Origin of the sequence: Aquibacillus rhizosphaerae (genome assembly GCF_030282825.1) — a bacterium.
GTDB lineage: Bacteria > Bacillota > Bacilli > Bacillales > Amphibacillaceae > Aquibacillus_C > Aquibacillus_C rhizosphaerae.
Window position 1 is genome coordinate 1 of the sequence record NZ_JASTZU010000022.1, and the last position, 17,148, is coordinate 17,148.

19 protein-coding genes and 1 other annotated feature are annotated in these 17,148 nt (G+C 35.2%); of the genes, 13 read left to right on the top strand and 6 right to left on the bottom strand.

The window, feature by feature from the left end; translation table 11 throughout:
* The 5 genes from QQS35_RS06570 to QQS35_RS06590 all read left to right on the top strand — a co-directional run.
* The coding region (locus QQS35_RS06570) for a transposase (RefSeq protein WP_285930906.1) at positions 1-320 on the top strand (320 nt) is incomplete at its 5' end.
* Positions 321-429: 109 nt separating this feature from the next.
* Positions 430-1,518 (top strand): PQQ-dependent sugar dehydrogenase, encoded by a 1,089-nt coding sequence (locus tag QQS35_RS06575; protein WP_331490694.1) that lies wholly within the window; start codon positions 430-432, stop codon positions 1,516-1,518.
* Between the two features lie 53 nt (positions 1,519-1,571).
* A complete protein-coding gene (locus QQS35_RS06580; RefSeq protein WP_285931122.1) occupies positions 1,572-1,859 on the top strand; it encodes a YkvA family protein in 288 nt (95 codons plus the stop codon).
* Positions 1,860-2,057: 198 nt separating this feature from the next.
* Complete coding sequence (locus tag QQS35_RS06585) at positions 2,058-2,834, top strand: ZIP family metal transporter (protein ID WP_407933946.1); 777 nt, start codon at positions 2,058-2,060, stop codon at positions 2,832-2,834.
* Positions 2,835-3,102: 268 nt separating this feature from the next.
* Positions 3,103-3,633 (top strand): phosphatase PAP2 family protein, encoded by a 531-nt coding sequence (locus QQS35_RS06590; RefSeq protein ID WP_285931124.1) that lies wholly within the window; start codon positions 3,103-3,105, stop codon positions 3,631-3,633.
* 18 nt (positions 3,634-3,651) lie between these two features.
* Here QQS35_RS06590 and QQS35_RS06595 read toward each other — a convergent pair whose 3' ends face one another.
* From QQS35_RS06595 to QQS35_RS06605, 3 genes are all read right to left on the bottom strand, one after another.
* A complete protein-coding gene (locus QQS35_RS06595) occupies positions 3,652-4,998 on the bottom strand; it encodes an ABC transporter permease (RefSeq protein WP_285931125.1) in 1,347 nt (448 codons plus the stop codon).
* Positions 4,995-5,687, bottom strand: a complete 693-nt coding sequence (locus QQS35_RS06600; RefSeq protein WP_285931126.1) for an ABC transporter ATP-binding protein — start codon at positions 5,685-5,687, stop codon at positions 4,995-4,997. Before QQS35_RS06600 ends, QQS35_RS06595 begins: the two co-directional genes overlap by 4 nt.
* A gap of 692 nt (positions 5,688-6,379) precedes the next feature.
* A complete protein-coding gene (locus tag QQS35_RS06605) occupies positions 6,380-6,532 on the bottom strand; it encodes a YfhE family protein (protein ID WP_285931127.1) in 153 nt (50 codons plus the stop codon).
* 135 nt (positions 6,533-6,667) lie between these two features.
* Positions 6,668-6,890 (top strand) — a binding site (T-box leader).
* 58 nt (positions 6,891-6,948) lie between these two features.
* Here QQS35_RS06605 and argS point away from each other — a divergent pair.
* On the top strand, positions 6,949-8,640 hold the full coding sequence (gene argS, locus QQS35_RS06610; RefSeq protein WP_285931128.1) for an arginine--tRNA ligase: 1,692 nt from the start codon (positions 6,949-6,951) through the stop codon (positions 8,638-8,640).
* Between the two features lie 38 nt (positions 8,641-8,678).
* Here the strand turns inward: argS and QQS35_RS06615 are convergent, their stop codons facing one another.
* Both QQS35_RS06615 and QQS35_RS06620 read right to left on the bottom strand, forming a co-directional pair.
* Entirely contained in the window at positions 8,679-9,212 is a 534-nt protein-coding gene (locus QQS35_RS06615) for an HD domain-containing protein (RefSeq protein ID WP_285931155.1), read from the bottom strand.
* 73 nt (positions 9,213-9,285) lie between these two features.
* On the bottom strand, positions 9,286-10,101 hold the full coding sequence (locus QQS35_RS06620) for a DUF2935 domain-containing protein (protein ID WP_285931129.1): 816 nt from the start codon (positions 10,099-10,101) through the stop codon (positions 9,286-9,288).
* A 258-nt stretch (positions 10,102-10,359) separates the two neighbouring features.
* Between QQS35_RS06620 and QQS35_RS06625 the strand changes: the two genes are divergently transcribed.
* From QQS35_RS06625 to QQS35_RS06650, 6 genes are all read left to right on the top strand, one after another.
* The gene (locus QQS35_RS06625; protein ID WP_407933947.1) at positions 10,360-11,562 is read left to right on the top strand and encodes a CapA family protein; all 1,203 of its coding nucleotides are present in this window, start codon (positions 10,360-10,362) and stop codon (positions 11,560-11,562) included.
* A gap of 273 nt (positions 11,563-11,835) precedes the next feature.
* Positions 11,836-12,654, top strand: coding sequence for a DUF368 domain-containing protein (locus QQS35_RS06630; protein ID WP_285931131.1), 819 nt, complete (start codon positions 11,836-11,838; stop codon positions 12,652-12,654).
* A 70-nt stretch (positions 12,655-12,724) separates the two neighbouring features.
* Positions 12,725-13,045 carry a thioredoxin family protein gene (locus tag QQS35_RS06635; RefSeq protein WP_285931132.1) on the top strand — a complete coding sequence of 107 codons (321 nt, stop codon included), beginning with the start codon at positions 12,725-12,727 and terminating at the stop codon, positions 13,043-13,045.
* Between the two features lie 154 nt (positions 13,046-13,199).
* Complete coding sequence (locus QQS35_RS06640) at positions 13,200-13,694, top strand: GNAT family N-acetyltransferase (protein WP_285931133.1); 495 nt, start codon at positions 13,200-13,202, stop codon at positions 13,692-13,694.
* Positions 13,695-13,772: 78 nt separating this feature from the next.
* Positions 13,773-14,462, top strand: a complete 690-nt coding sequence (locus tag QQS35_RS06645) for an ABC transporter ATP-binding protein (RefSeq protein WP_285931134.1) — start codon at positions 13,773-13,775, stop codon at positions 14,460-14,462.
* Positions 14,462-15,865, top strand: coding sequence for a hypothetical protein (locus tag QQS35_RS06650; protein ID WP_285931135.1), 1,404 nt, complete (start codon positions 14,462-14,464; stop codon positions 15,863-15,865). The genes QQS35_RS06645 and QQS35_RS06650 overlap by 1 nt, the downstream gene beginning before the upstream one ends.
* A gap of 26 nt (positions 15,866-15,891) precedes the next feature.
* Here the strand turns inward: QQS35_RS06650 and QQS35_RS06655 are convergent, their stop codons facing one another.
* Positions 15,892-16,503 (bottom strand): class I SAM-dependent methyltransferase, encoded by a 612-nt coding sequence (locus QQS35_RS06655; protein ID WP_285931136.1) that lies wholly within the window; start codon positions 16,501-16,503, stop codon positions 15,892-15,894.
* A 135-nt stretch (positions 16,504-16,638) separates the two neighbouring features.
* Between QQS35_RS06655 and QQS35_RS06660 the strand changes: the two genes are divergently transcribed.
* Entirely contained in the window at positions 16,639-17,103 is a 465-nt protein-coding gene (locus tag QQS35_RS06660) for a MarR family winged helix-turn-helix transcriptional regulator (protein ID WP_285931137.1), read from the top strand.
* The last annotated feature ends 45 nt before the right edge of the window (positions 17,104-17,148 follow it).

Consider the following 17,148-nt stretch of genomic DNA (forward strand, 5'->3'; position numbering starts at 1 on the left):
GAGAAGCTTATGAATTGAAAAATAAATTGGACAAATGGTTTAAATTTAGTGATGAAAAAACGGCTAAAAAGGGGTTGGAGGAATGTTTATTGGTTATGAGTAGTTCTACCATTGAAGCATTTCACAGAGTTGAAAAAACATTTAACCGATGGAAACAAGAGATTCTACAATCTTTTATGTACCCATTTAACAACGGTTATATTGAAGGTGTTAATAACACGATTAAAGTGACCAAACGCATGTCTTATGGAATTAAAGATTTTGATCGATTGAAAAATAAAATATTATGGCGACAAGAGGTTCGAAGGGTATTCGTATAAAAAACTCCCTTCAATTAAGAGAGGGTGGCATGAAAATCACACCACCACATTTGACAGAGAACCTTATATTGTTAAACATAGGAATAAATCATAAAACATCTATGGAGGAGTGATTGAAATCTATAAAATTCTATTCTTTTTATTTATAGCTATATTTTCGCTAGTTGCTTGTAGTGAATCAGAAGAAAAGAATCCAAGTGTCGAAACGGGGCTGCAAGAAAGTGACGAAGCAACGACTGAAACAAATGAAATAAAAGTAGTTGCTACAAATCTGGCTGAACCTTGGGAAATTGCAGAGGTCAATGATGTAATCTATATTAGTGAACGGGATGGTTCAATTGTAAAAATTGAGAATGAAGCAAAGACGAGAAAACCGTTGAATTTAGAAAAACCCTTATCAGATCAATCTGAAGCTGGGTTGCTGGGTTTAGCATTTCCTGATTCATTCTCACAAGATGAAGTGGCTTATGCCTACTATTCTTATAGTGAAGGGCAAGATACATTCCAGCGGATTATTACTATAGAAGAACAGGCGGATCAATGGATAGAAACCGGTGTGTTATTGGATCAAATTCCTGGTGGAAGGTTTCATCAAGGTGGACGAATTGAGATTGGACCAGACAACAAACTTTATGCAACAACTGGCGATGCTACAAATGAAGACCTTGCACAAGATAAAGAAAGCCTTGCCGGTAAAATTCTACGTATGAATTTAGATGGGTCTATACCTACTGACAATCCTTTTTCAAATTCATATGTTTATTCATATGGGCATAGAAACCCTCAAGGCATCTCGTGGGATGAACAGGGAAATTTATATGCTACAGAGCATGGAAATCAGGCGCATGATGAGATAAATTTAATTGAACCAGGAAACAACTACGGCTGGCCAGAAATTGAAGCTAATCAAGAGCAAGAAGGAATGAATGTACCATTAGTCTATTCTGATGAAATTACATGGGCACCTTCAGGGATGGATTTTTTTGAAGGAGACTTTTATTTTGCAAGTCTTAGAGGAGAAGCGTTGAGAAGGTTCGATGTAGATGCTGAAACGCAAGAGGTTGTTACAGATGGTTATGGTCGAATTCGTGATGTGTTAAGTACAGAAGATGGCGTTTATTTTATAACAAATAATACGGATGGGAGAGGAAATCCCATTGAAGAAGATGATCGTTTACTCTTCTTAAATCTTGAGTAGATTTTTAAAAAAATAAAAATATGGTGTATGAAAAGACATAAAGGAGATTAAGGATGTTTCGATTTTGGCGAAGAGTAAAGTTTTTATTTAATTTTAAAAAATCCATACCTTTTTTAAAAGATTTTTTTATATCGTCTGAAGTGAAAGTCTCAACAAAAGTTATCTCGTTATTACTAATTGCGGGTTATATCGTTTTTCCTTTTGACCTAATCCCAGATTTTTTACTTGTTTTTGGAATAATTGATGATGTAGCTATAGCGAGCTTGATTTTGCAGCAAATGATACGAATGGCGCCTCAGTCCCTAAAAGTAAAGCATGAATTATTAAAAAGAGTAAATTAGTGAAGGGATGTTTCCTTATATTCACAAGGGGGTATTTGTTGACATACCTTTAAATAAGAACATAGGATATTGGGTTGGTGAAATCTTTCCTTAGACCAACATAGATGTCTTAGGTGAAAATAAATTCAAACATTAGCTGGAAATTTTTAGAGGGAGAGATATGTTTTGGGTGCATGGTTTGTTGAATTAAGCCCAGTAATGCAAGCGTTTATCATTACTTTGTTTACATGGGGCTGTACAGCAGTTGGGGCTTCGTTTGTTTTCTTTACGAAAAAAGCAAATCAAAAGGTTTTTGATAGTATGCTAGCCTTTGCTGGTGGTGTTATGATTGCAGCTAGTTTCTGGTCGTTACTAGCTCCGGGTATTGCCATGGCAGAAGAACAGGGGATACCGCCATATATACCTGCAGCCGTTGGATTTCTATTAGGTGGATTATTTTTAATGTTAGTCGACAAAATACTTCCATTAATAGATGAGAATCTATATTTCAAGGATATTAAGAATAAAAAAGCCAAACACCGGACAGCAATGCTTGTTTTTTCTTTAACACTTCATAATATACCTGAAGGCCTAGCGATAGGTGTGGCATTTGGGGCATTAGCATCTGAGTTTTCAACGGGTACACTTTCGGGTGCAATGGCTTTAGCGATTGGGATTGGTATTCAGAATATTCCTGAAGGTACTGCAGTCTCCATGCCATTAAGAAGAGATGGTATGTCAAAATGGCGTAGTTTTTATTATGGTCAATTTTCTGGAATGGTAGAACCTGCATCCGCTGTAGTTGGTGCATTAGCCGTTATTTTTATTCAACCGTTATTACCATACGCTTTAAGTTTTGCTGCTGGTGCAATGATATTTGTAGTAGCAAAAGAAGTAATACCTGGATCACAGGAAAAAGGAAATGTTCAGTTAGCTACGATGAGCTTAATGATAGGTTTTGTGGTTATGATGGTTTTAGATGTTGCTTTAGGCTAATGATAGGGTCAACGAAAAAAAGCTAGATACTTTTAAAAGTATTTAGCTTTTTTAGGTTCTTTTCCTAGTATAATGCATTTTGCGCTTCACCGTAAAAAGGGTGCAATAGAGCACTAGCCCACTCCTCAAGTGATGTAGGCTTTATAGATGGTTAGTCATAATAAATAAAGCCTTTAAATAAATTTTACAAAAATATAATAGTGTCTTTACAGAAAAGTAGTACTATACAAGTAAACCATCATAGTATGAGCAGAAAGGGAGTATAGAAATGAATCGTTTTATAGGTTGGCTTTCTATGACAGATAATCGCTACTTTTTAGTTGTAAATAGACAGTGGAAAAATCCAAAATTAGATTACATCTTGCCTAGAATTACACATCTTGGCGGTGCATCTTTTACCTTAACCTCATTGTTCATACTACTGATTTTGTTACCCAATCCTTATAAAATCTTGGTTCTGCATGCGCTATTGGCACTCACGATTAGTCATCTCATTGTTCACCTAATGAAGAAGTTGCACTGTCGTAAGCGCCCATATTTATCTTTACCTAATGTGAATACTTTTATAAACCCTTTAAAGGATTACTCCTTCCCATCTGGTCACACTACTGCTGCATTTTCTATCGCGGTTAGTTTTTCATTACATATGCCCCTATGTGCATTAATCTTAATCCCTCTTGCATTTTTAGTAGCCTTGTCACGAATGTACATTGGCTTACACTATCCCACAGATTGTCTAATTGGTGCTTTAATTGGGACAATTAGTTCACTAGTTTCTTTCTATATTTTTCCGTTTTAATAGCATTTACATCGTATTTTAAATTTCTCTTCTCATTGCTTTTAATACATCAATTTTAGTCGCTCTTTTTGCAGGACGAGAACCAGAAACAATCGTAACGAGTAAACATATACCCGTGGAGATGGCTACTAAAGATAAAGGTATGGAAGAAAATTTTAAACCCTCAGGCACTTCTTCTTGGAAAGCCATTTCTATAATTAATGGCAGTCCAATATTCACAGCGAAACTAATTATATAAGCAACGATGGTTCCGATTATAGCCCCCATAAAACCGATGTAACTACTTTCTAATAAAAATATCTGCTTGATGGTCTTTGGGTTTGCCCCGATAGCTTTCATAATTCCTATGTCGGGAGCACGCTCTGTTACTGCCATCGTCATGGTATTGTAGATTCCAATGGAAGCAATTAAAATGGCAATAGTCCCAATAAAGATTAACCCAGCTTTAGCAATCGTGAACAGCATATTAATTTGTTTTACTTCATCAGCGACGGAATAGGTTAAATAGTTTTCATCTTTTAATTGGGTAGAGATAGAATCTACAACTTCTAAGTTGTTAGCGTAGGCGTTAACAGTATTGTAAGTGTCCGAATCTGAATCTGGTTCGCTTACTTGTTCACCATCCTGCTGGATAGATCCTCTTAGAGTACCAGTAAATTCTTCAATTTCACTTAATGTACCTTCTGTAATATATACATTCGAGTCGGTCGCCCATTCTCTTGTAGGTTTTTCAAGAATACCAACAACTTTTAAACTAGTTGTTTGAGATTGTTCTTCACCGTCAATATATTGATAGACGGTCATATCTATATTTTTGCCAATAAGAGAATCACTATAACGAAAAGCTTCTTTTACAGTTCCTTGTTCATCATAGATTTCTTCTGGGTCAGCATCCTTTTCAGTTAAGTATTCTTCAAAATTATACCCAACAACAATTTCATTTTCCGCTTCAGGTAAATTTCCCTCGGCAAGCTTTAGTCCAGCTTTTAATTCCGATGGAAAGTGAGCCACTACGGTATTTGCATTTGATTGATAGTTGTCAATCTTATAGTCGGGTGTTTGATATAATTGAATTCTTCTTGTTACAGCTTTTATGCCTTCTATGGACTCGATGTATTCAATTTCTTCATCAGTTATTTCGTGATAATTTCCGTCTTTATCTTCATAGCCATGAATCTGAATCTCCGTAACTAGACTTTGTTCTAATTGGTCTTTTACGAGTGTTTCTTGAAGTCCGAAACCGACAGAGGCTAAAACAATCAGAAAAGTACAACCCATAGCAGTTGCTAGAACCGTCATGAAAATTCTCATCTTATTTTTTTTCATATTTTGTCTAACAAATTTCAATTGATCTTTGAAGGTCATTGGAATACACCACCCGCAATAAGTTTACCGTCTTTTATGTGGATGGTATGGTTGCCAATGCTAGCTACTTCTTCATCATGAGTAATAATAAGGAAAGTAATGTCCATTTCTTTATTTAATTGTTTGATAAAATTTAATAATTCTGCTTCTGTTTCACTATCTAGGCTACCGGTTGGTTCATCTGCCAGTATTAATGGAGGATTAAGCACAAGTGCTCGAGCAATACTAACGCGTTGTTGTTGACCACCTGATAATTCACTAGGATAGTGGTCTTGATGATCAATGAGTCCAACCTTTGTTAAGGTTTCAATCGTTCTTTGTTTTCTTGTTGGTTCGTCGGTACCTTTTAGTATTAGTGGTAATTCAATATTTTGATATGCAGTCATACTAGGTATAAGTTGAAAGTTTTGAAATATGAAACCTACATGCTCTAATCTAAAATCAGCAAAAGTTGCTTCGTTTAAATCAGTAACCCTTGTATTGTTAATCCAGATTTCTCCTTGCGTGGGTTTAATAAAACCACTGACTAAATTAAGTAATGTAGATTTACCAGAACCACTCCTACCTGCGATGGTTACAATTTCCCCTTTATTTACTTGAAAGGAAATATCTTTTAACACTGGCAACGTTGTTTTATTTCCCTTTTTCCCAAGCTCAAAGTCGTGATATAAATGCTTTACAGTAATCATGGCTTTCCTCCAATGTATTATTTTCAATATATAGACGAAGTAAATCCAAAAAACACTGCAAAAATTTATGATTTTTTTGAAAAAGACTATTTTCTAAACCCATGTTGTTTACGACAAATAAAATATAAAGTCTGCATTAGAGCACTTGCCCTGCTCCTCAAGCAAAATTGACTCCCTTTCCACAGGCACGGCTTCAGCTAACTCGGAAGAAAACTACTTCTGATTGGATCTTCAGCTCGCGCTGTTCCCGCAGGAGTCGACTACCCTATGCTGCAAGCAACAATCTAATGAGTAGTTGTTATTTACTGACGTTATAGAAAAAGTACTATAACTATACCATGCTAAAGAAATGCACTACGCCCTTGAACGACTGACCTCTTTCATGAATTTAATAACTATACTGAGCGGAGAAAAAATGCGAGACTCCTGTGCGGCCCCACAGCGAGTGTTCTTTGGGCCTGCGGTTACTCGGCACACCGAAAACATTTGCTCGCGAGGAGACTGAAGTGTTCCCCACGGAAAGCGAGTTTTTTTCGCAGCGCTAGACCAATACTCATCGTGTAAAGACAGAAGGAAACCACACCAAAGTTTGCTGGTTATAAAGCAACAATGTTTGCGAAATAAACCTTAAAACACAAAAAAAGAGACTTGATAGTGGGGGAATATACTATCTAGTCTCTCTTTAAACTGTTTTAGTTTTCTTCATTCATACGATTTAATCGCTGTTTGCGATATCCAGCAGCAATGTCAGCTTTTTTGAAGTCTTTATTATAGTGCACCTCTTGTGCATCTGATAATTCAGCACCTACTTTTTTCGTTGGTTGATACTGTGTCTTTCTTGCCATGTTAAACAATCCTTTCCATAATAGATTGGGTGGTTTTTAGGCTATAATTAGATTGTACCCTGGAAAACAAAAGTTAAAACATATTTTTAGCCTTGAATTTTTGCGAAATATAATTATAATAAATAGTAATCTAATACATAGGTCAATGATGAAAGAGAGTAGTTATCTTGAAAGCTAAGCGAGTTAGGATGTTGGTGGGAGCCTAATGCGGAATTGATAATGAACCGGACTTTCTAAAGACAGTAATCCTGAACCTCTAGTAGGGATTATCGGTTAATGCTCCGATATTGCATGATAAAGCAGGTTCAGGTAATGGACAAGTAGAGTGGCACCGCGGGATATAACTCTCGTCTCTTAATATTTTTTAAGAGGCGGGAGTTTTTTGTTTACAGTAACGCTTCATAAGGGGGATGTATATGTATTACAAACAACAGTTTGCTAATGTTTTAGCAAGTAAATTTAACGGTGTAATTAGCGAAGAAGAGATTCTATTTAGGATTGAATCACCGAAACAAATGAATCATGGTGATCTTGCGTTTCCATGTTTTGAATTAGCGAAAATTAAGCGAAAAGCTCCAAATAAAATTGCTGAAGAAATTGCTAGTGAGATTGAAGATCCTTTGTTTGAAAAAGTAGAAGCCGTAGGAGCTTATATTAACGTATTTCTAAATAAACAAAAGGTGTCTTCACAAGTGATTGAAAAAGTTTTAAGAGAAAAAGGTGAGTACGGAAAACTTAATCTAGGTAATAAGGGAGTAGTTACAATTGATATGTCTTCTCCGAATATTGCCAAGCCTTTTTCTATGGGACATTTGCGTTCTACGGTTATTGGAAACGCCTTGTCATTACTTTTAGAGAAAGGAGATTACAAGCCAGTTAAAATTAACCATCTTGGTGATTGGGGAACACAATTCGGCAAATTAATTGTGGCATACAAAAGATGGGGAAATGAAGAGAAAGTGAAAAAAGACACAATTAAGGAACTGTTAAAGCTTTATATTATTTTTCATGAACAAGCAGAAATAGATGCTTCTTTAGAGGATCAAGGTCGATTGTGGTTTAAAAAATTAGAATCTGGCGATGAAGAGGCAATAGCGCTATGGAACTGGTTTAAGGAAGAATCGCTAATAGAATTCAATCGCATCTATGATTTATTAGGAATTAACTTCGATTCGAATGACGGAGAAGCATTTTATAATGATAAAATGAACGGCATGGTCGAGTTTTTAGCAGAAAAAAAGTTGTTATCAAATTCAGATGGTGCTGAAGTCGTAGATTTAAGCGAGTTGAATATGCCACCTTGTCTGATTCGTAAGTCAGATGGGGCAACGCTTTATGCTACAAGAGATCTAACAGCTGCATTGTATCGCCAAGAAACATATCAATTTGTTCAATCCCTCTATGTTGTCGGTAATGAACAGAGTCTGCACTTTCAACAGTTAACTGAAGTATTAAAAAAGATGGGCTACAACTGGGCAAATGATATGAAGCACATTTCTTTTGGAATGATATTGAAGGACGGCAAAAAAATGTCAACACGTAAAGGCAAACTTGTTTTGCTGGAAGAAGTATTAACACAAGCAATTGATTTGGCTAAACAAAATATAGAAACGAAAAATCCTTTTATGCAAAACAAAGAAAGTGTTGCTCATGCTATTGGGGTTGGTGCAGTGATTTTTCATGATTTAAAAAACCATCGAAATAATGATGTTGAATTTTCTCTTGAAGATATGCTGCGTGTGGAAGGAGAGACAGGACCATATGTCCAATACACCTATGTGCGAGCCTGCTCCTTACTGGAAAAAGGAGAATATACTATAAAGATAGATGAAACAGTACAATTAAATGATGATCAAGCCTGGCCGATTATTAGTAAGTTGATGTCATTTTCACAAGTAATCGAGCGAGCTTTATTAACATATGATCCATCACTAATCGCTAAATTTACAATTGATTTAGCACAAGCATTTAATAAATATTATGGCTCTGTGCGAGTTTTACAAGATGATTCGCATAAATACGCACGTCTCTCTCTTGTTTATGCTGTAGCTACTGTACTACAAGAAGGATTACGAATACTCGGAATAGAAGCACCTAAAGAAATGTAATGTTAAAAGTTTATTTGAGAGGATGACTTTTCATCCTCTCAAATAAAACGATCTAATAAGTTCTTATAGGATAGGAATAGATTGGGTTGGTTTTTTTGATCTATACCAGAAATTAAGCTTTTATAAACATTTAAGTAGTACCATTGTTGGCTAGACTTATCTCGTTTAAATGAACGCCAGATATTGCTTCCAAGTTGTTGTTCATTCTCTAAGATGGAAGATAAATTATCAACTTTATCAGCGCAGACAACAAGTTTAGCTGCGAGTGGTGCAGTTTTTATTGTCTCTATTGTATGTTTTTTTCTATCTTCCCAAGAAAGGGACTTGTTAGGTTCTGATGCAAATTCAACCAGAGTTGCAACCTCTTCCCCAAATAATGACCTAATTTCTTCTAATGTTCCATCTGTATCTTCTACTACATCGTGCAGTAATCCTGCAATGATGATATCTTCTGGGCATGCTTCTTGTGACAATAACATACCTACACGATAAGGATGTATGATATAGGGGGCATCATCAACCTTTCTTTTTTGTCCTGTGTGTTTTGTTGTAGCATATGATATTGCCTTCATTAGTTTCAAACGATCACCTCGAGTTCATTATAATAAAAAAAATTAGAAATAAAAAGGTGGCAGCTGCCACCTACTAATCTAATTTAGAATCTTTCGTTCTTGGTTTGGTTGGATCACAATCTGGAGGAGTGGAATTTGTTGATTCAGCTAATTTCATCAAATAGTAGCACTCTTCTCTTGCCATGTGGTCGGCCATTAGTGCAGAAAAGGTACTTAGAACTGTTTCTGATAACTCCATTTCCTCTAACTCTTGTAAAAAGGTTCGAAATAAATTCATCTCCACTTCCACGTCTTTATTAAACCTATTAAGAGCAGGAAATGTTTCCACATGCGAACGAAGGTAACCGGTTAACTCGACTGCTTTTAAGTAAAAATTATCAAAATGTTTTGCGAAATTCTTACTTTTCTTTTTTAACCGCTTTTCAATTCCGTCCATCTCATCGTTGATAGCTCCTGCGTGCCCAGAAGCGTCTAGTAACCATACAAGGTGGTGGTGAAGTTCGTGAAAAATTGGAGGTGATTCTCCTTGTTTCAAATAGTCTAATACGAGTTGATATTCTTCTAATTCATTGACCATATGGTTGATAAAGGTAGGAGATAAATGAATCCCTATTTTCCCTTTTAGATGTCTTTGGATGATTGATAATTTAAATGCCTTAATCTTATCCGCAGCGGACTCTGCCTCTTTGGTAAATGCGATTGTATTTGTATCACTAAGTGATTTAGATTGTTCAAGAAGCTCATCAAACTTTCTTACAAATTGTTTTGCAACTTTTATATCCTCTTCTTCCTTTGGGTATAAAGAATCTCTAATAAACCTAGAATGGTCACCTAAAACTTGTAGCCAAAATTGATGTTCAAACGAAGCACCCTGAATAAAATCGGTCAAATTTTTTCACTCCTTTAATCAGATTCACAAAACTTGGAACTGTGTGAATAAACCATGTGTTTACATTGCATCAATGAAGTGTATTCACAACATTGAGATTTTAGTAACCTTTTTATTTTTATCATCAATTTATATAGGAATCTAACGAAGTGAAAAGTTTAAAAAATATGTCGTATAATGTAAACTGAAAGAGAAATAACAATATTAATGAACTAATTTAGTAGTTAAAAGGAGTCAATTTTTTTGAATAACATACGAATGAAGCCATTTCTACTTGCTTTGTGTACTTTTTTGATTGTACTGGTTAGTGCATGTGGTGAAGAAGAGGAAATTGTTAATGATGAAACCACCTCTCCATCAGATCAAAGTGGTGAAATCTCTCAAGAAACTGAACTAGATGATTCAAAGGAACAAGAAGAAGTGGTTAATCCAGAACCAGAGGTAAAGGAGATCACTATAGCAGCTATTGGTGATTTACTCATTCATGACACCGTATATGAAGATGCAAAGACGAAAAAAGGTTATGACTTTACACCAATGCTTGAAAAAGTTAAGCCTTATCTAAATAAAACTGATATAACGGTGGCTAATCAGGAAACAATGATTGGTGGAGAGGATTTGGGGTTATCTTCCTACCCAACTTTTAACAGTCCGTATGAGATGGGTGATGCATTACATGATGTCGGTATAGATGTTGTGTCGATAGCAAATAACCATACATTGGACCGTGGTGAAAAGGCAATACAGCGAGCAATTGAGCATTGGGAAACAATTGATATGATGTACACTGGTGCGTATAAAAATCAAGAAGATAGTCAAGAAGTGCGGATAATGAAAACGGAAGAAGATATTGATGTTGGCTTTTTAAGCTATACATATGGAACTAATGGCATACCTATTCCAACAGGGAAAGATTATTTAGTAAATCTTATTGATAAAGATAAAATTAAATCTGATATTGAAATGGCAAAAAAACAAGCAGATGTAATCATTCTTAGTTTGCATTTTGGCAATGAATACGAACGCATGCCTAGTCAAGAACAGAAAGACTTGGTTCAATATGTGGCAGATTTAGGAGTGGATGTTGTCCTTGGTCATCATCCGCATGTTTTACAGCCAGTTGATTGGGTGGAAGGGAAGGATGGTAATAAAACGCTTGTAGCTTATTCATTAGGTAACTTCTTGTCTGGACAAGATGAGTTTTATCGAAGAATTGGTGGAGTTGTCAGCTTCACGATAGAAAAAACAACAGAAGGTGAACAAGACAACTTTGAGGTTAAGTCCCCAAAATTTTTGCCAACTTTCGTTGATTTTAATATGGATGACTGGAATGACTATAAGGTAATTCCGATGTATCAACTGACAGAAGATGAACTAACGAATGTGGATATGCACTATGAAGAAATTAAAGCACATATGTCACAATGGATACCTGACTTAGAATTTATTGAAAGCGAATAGAAAGAAAGCCTGTTTCTTTATCAAATATATTTTAAAGTTAAGCTGTCTAGCGCAAGCGAACTATTCCGCCTGAGGCCCTAAGAAAACATCTTTGTGGAAAAGAGCTCCACTGGATGTTTTTCTTAATTGCCTTCGGGTGTCCCACGCTTTGCTTAATGAATTTTCTATATGTAAAATGCAACCAATTTTTGATATACTATGTAAAGTTAATAGGTGTTTTAGAAGTTGTTTCATAGAGATACATAATCTAGCCTAACAAAAGGAGATAACTAAATGGAGTGGAAAAATATTTACCGCGGCATTTTAATGGGAGCAAGTGATGTCGTACCGGGTGTGAGTGGGGGAACAATTGCGGTTGTTCTTGGAATATATGATAGGTTAATTGAAGCAATCAATGGCTTTTTTAGTAAAGACTGGAAAAAGCACTTTAGCTTTTTATTTCCGCTCGGTTTAGGGGTAGTCTTTGCAGTATTTTTATTAGCTAAACTAATTGAATGGCTATTTGAACATCACCCAGGTCCAACACAGTTCACCTTTTTAGGTCTTATTATTGGTGTTTTACCTTTTCTATTTCATCAATCTGATGCAAAGCGTACATTTAAAGGAAAGCATATACTATTACTAATTGTTGGCGCTGTGTTAGTTGCTTCGATGATTTTTTTCCGTTCTGGTGAAACAGAGCCTTTAGAAACTATAACATTGGGGTCTTATGCTTGGTTGTTTATGTCAGGTTTTTTAGCAAGTGCTGCAATGATTTTACCAGGAGTAAGTGGTTCATTCTTGTTATTAATCATTGGGTCGTATAGTACAGTAATAAATGCGGTCAGTGAAAGGAAATTTGATATTATTGCCGTAGTGGCTATAGGGATAGTTCTTGGAATAGTGGTGATGAGTAAAATCATCCATTTCTTTTTAGAAAACTATACTACGGCAACATTTGCAGTTGTCATCGGTCTTGTGATTGGTTCCATCTTTGTGATTTTTCCAGGTTGGCCGACAGAATTATCAGAAATGGTCATAAGTGTGGGAACATTTGGAGTCGGCTTATTAGTAGCTTTTTTACTCGGTCGTATAGAATATAAGGGCGGCTAAAGCCTAATTTATTGAATGTCAACGCAATCAATGATAACTTTTATAGCTATATAGGAAGGGGTTTTAAGAAATGGAAGCCATTAAGACAAGAGATAGATTTAATGAAGTTATAAACTCTGAAGCACCTGTCATCATAAAGTTTTTTGCGGATTGGTGTCCAGATTGTAAACGGATGGACATGTTCATTGGAGATATTTTAGAGGAGTATAAGCAATATGAATGGTATGAGCTAAATAGTGATGAAGTGGAGGGAATTGCTCAAGAACATGATGTCATGGGAATCCCTAGTATTTTAATTTTTCAAAATGGTGAAAAACTTGCTCATCAACATAGTGCTTATACAAAAACACCAGAAGAAATAGAAGAATTTTTAGAACAACAACTAGGATAACTAATGAGACTCCCAACTTCATTTAAGTTGGGAGTTTTTATAACTTTGAATAGTTATTTTTATTGATACTTCTCTATACCAAGTTATCTTGGCTTGGTATTATGTACTGATAAACTAACCGAGTATAAAAAAGATACGAGTGGGGGCAACTAAATTGATTAGAATAGCAAGCATACAAAATTTACCGGATATTAATAGCATGGTGCAGGACTCAATTAAATTAATGAACGAACGAGGCAATTATCAATGGGATTCCACATACCCTTTGCCAACTCACTACGAAGAAGATTTTAATAAGCATGAGTTATATGTGTACGAGAAAGGCCGTAGTATTGTAGCAGCCGTTACTGTTAGTGAAGATGAGCATAGTGAGTATCCAGAGATCTCTTGGAGCAAAACTGCTAAGGCAATAACAATTAAACGTTTAGTTGTAAGTCCACATGTAAGGGGAGAAGGAATCGCTGATACCTTGTTTAAATTTGCAGAGCAGGTAGCGTTAGAAAAGTATTTATATTATATAAAAACAGATACCTTCTCTAAAAATAGTTCAGCTCAAAAATTGTTTGCTAGATTTAATTACAACTTTGTTGAAAAACGATATGTGGAGGAAAAAAATGATTCTATACTTTACTACGAAAAATTCCTATGAAATTAGTTAAGCATTGAAACATATAACAAAATTAATCGTATAGAGTACTATACAACGATAGGGAAGGTAGTAGATTATATGAGTGGATTGCATGTAAAAGGTGTTACTGTAACCATTAAGGAGGATAGAATATTAGATAATGTTTCCTTTTCGCTGGAACCCGGTGTTATTACTGCACTTGTTGGACACAATGGTGCTGGTAAATCGACACTGATGAAGACGATATTGGGATGGCAAGAGAAGAAGTCAGGGATTATAACATTAAGTGGTATTGATCAAGATCAGCATTTTATTTCATTTAAACAAAATTTATCATACATACCTGAGGAACCATTTTTATTATCTGAACTTACCTCAATGCAACACTTTCAATTATATGGTCAAAGTTATCAAATTGATGAACAAAAGTTTAATCAACTTGTCGAGTATTATATAGGTGAGTTAGAAATTAAAGACAAGCTACATGAGTTTCCGGAATCACTATCGAAAGGAATGCGACAAAAAGTACAAACAATTTGTGCGCTACTTCCTGATGTTGATTTATTACTAATTGATGAACCGTTTATGGGATTAGATATTTATGCTTCAGAGTTTTTAGAAAAAATTATTAAAGAAAAAGCAAAGCAAGGTACGGCAATATTATTAACGTCGCATCAATTAGAACGTGTAAAGGAATTAGCCAATCAGTACCTCATGTTGAAACAAGGAAGAATGATTGACCAAGGTGTAATTGGTGATTTTAACGTGTTAAAGAGGAGATTCGATTGATGAAATCCCATCCGTCTGTACGAAGGGCTCATCATAATATTAGAAGAGGGAGATGGAACAAGAAGAAAAAGCTATATAAGCTCGCTTTTGGATTAAGTTTTGACTTAACAATTTCTATCTACGTAGGCTTGTTTACTTTGTTTGGTGGAGTGATTTTATACGATACAATTCAACAATACAGTGGATTCTTTTCAGAAATAGAGAGGTTTTTATTAAATAATTACCTAACTATTCTTCTCGTATTAATCATTCGACCTCTAATCGGAGCAGCCAACCGACCTGGAATTTTGTTTTCAAGTGCAGAATTGCAGTTGAGCTTGTTACCCTACTCCATAAAAGAGTTAATTTTGTTGTGTATGATTGAAAAATGGAAAAAAACGCTAATTATTTTATGCTCTCTAGCATTACTTCTTGGTTTGATCACGCCTTTCTCATCATTGTTTTTACTTTCAGTCACAGCTTTAATTTTTGTTATGGATATCTTGATGACATATCCTCAATGGCGATTGTACCAATTCCCTTTTCGGAAGAAGTTCATTTATATACTATTAGCAATTCTTATTGTTGCTATAACAAGAACAGTAGCAAGTATCTTTCATACTGACTTGTTATTAATTGTTGGCCTATGTTTATTAATAGGGATGGTTGGAATCATACTAAGAGATACACGTGGTTATGTAAATTGGACGAAAGTAGTGCAGACCAATGATCTAATCATTTGGAACATCTGGTTTATTAATAAAATGTCAGAAATGGAAATAAAACCTCCCACAAGACAGGGATTGCTTGGTCAATTGTTTAGAAGTAAAAAAAGTAAAAAGCCGTTTCGCTATCGAGATGGTTCCGCAATATATCGCAAGTTGTGGAAATTATATTTTATTGACCATAGAGAACAAGTAGTTCAAACAATAGGTAGCATCATAATTATATTAAGCGTACTAAGCTTTCATGGTCCATGGTTAATCGCGATTTCAATAAGTTTGAGCATATTTTTATATGCACAAATGATAGCTGGTTTTTTTAGTGATGGATTTAGTGATAAGTTGATATTCAGTATTCCTTGGGATTTGAATATGTGGAGAAATGCATTTTTAAAGTGGGTATTTGGTGTTGGAATTATACTGTTATTGTGTGTAATATTTATTTTTTTGCTCCAAGGAGACTATTTGATTTGGATACCATTTCAACTACTGCTTTATGGTAGTGTCGCGGTTTATTTCATTAGATTGCTAATCTCTGAACGAATCTCCATTTTAAAAAAACAATATAAGAAAATAACATGGAAACAAACGGTTATAACTGTACTGTTATTTTTGATAGTCATAAATAGTGTAGTATATCCCTGGGTTTCTATTAGTTGCCTTATTCTTGTGTTTATACAAAAACAGGCATGGTATAAATAAAAGAAGCCATCTCTCCTTAACATGACTTACTTTGTGCAAATAGCAATGCCTAAGGGATAGTGTACATTTCTGCCCTCGGGTTCAATTAAAACACCTTTTTGATAAAAGTATTCTGTCTTAGAGTAGTTGCCAAATAGTGATTTGAATTCAAGTGGCGGTAACTGATGAACATGGAATGGAGAGCCGCAAGTTATCCCCCTTCCTTCACCAAAAGGGGTAGAAACCATCAGAATACCACCAGGTTTTAGTAAATGAAAATAGTTATCTAGTAGGTTAGTTTCTTGCTCAATATGTTCAATAGTTTCGAAACTAACGATGCTATCAGACTGTCCAAGCAAACCGGGTACAGAAAGGTCAATCGCATCAAGCACTAGAAATGAAGATTGTGGATGATAGTAGGTACCTTTAGCATAGGTTATTATTTCAGAATCAATATCGACTCCAATAACCTCATCTATTTGATTCTTTTTTTCTTTAGCAATCATATGTGTTCCATAGCCTGATCCGCAAGAAAGGTCCAATACACGGCCTTTTACATAGTGGAGAGCGAATTGATACCTTGCGATATGTTCTAGTAGTAATTTATTCATTGGCTTCATCAATTCTGGAATGACGCGTTCACCAGTGTCTTTCATCAAATTAAACACCGCTTTCTTATTATTTAATTATGACATAGATGATGAGTACAACCAATTGTAGTATAGTTGGTTATTGACAGAAAAACTAGCTTTTAATATAATACGTTTCAATTCAGTTGAGAGAGGGGAAATAACATGGATGACAAAAAGCAATTATACGAACAAAAAAAACAAGATCCCTCACTAAAATTATTTGTGATTTTATCCAAAGCATATCGTTCTGTAGTAGATCAAGTAGCAGCTGATATAAGAAATAAAGGACTGAATACGACTGATTTTGGTGTGTTAGAACTATTGTACCATCAAGGGGATCAACCGTTGCAAAAAATAGGGGACAAAATTTTGTTAGCAAGTGGAAGCATTACATATGTAGTCGATAAGCTGGAAAAAAAGGGTTTCTTAAAACGGGTTCCTAGTGAAAGCGATCGTCGCATAACGTATGCAGCGATTACGGAAAAGGGCGAGGAATTATTAAATGAAATTTTTCCTGATCATTGGAAACAAATTCAAGCGATTACAAATGGATTAGATAAAGAAGAAAAAGAACAGGCGATCCAATTATTGAAAAAATTAGGTATGTATGCGGAAAATTTAAAATAGAAAATTCGCACTAGTATTCTTAACCTTGATGAAAAATATTATCCA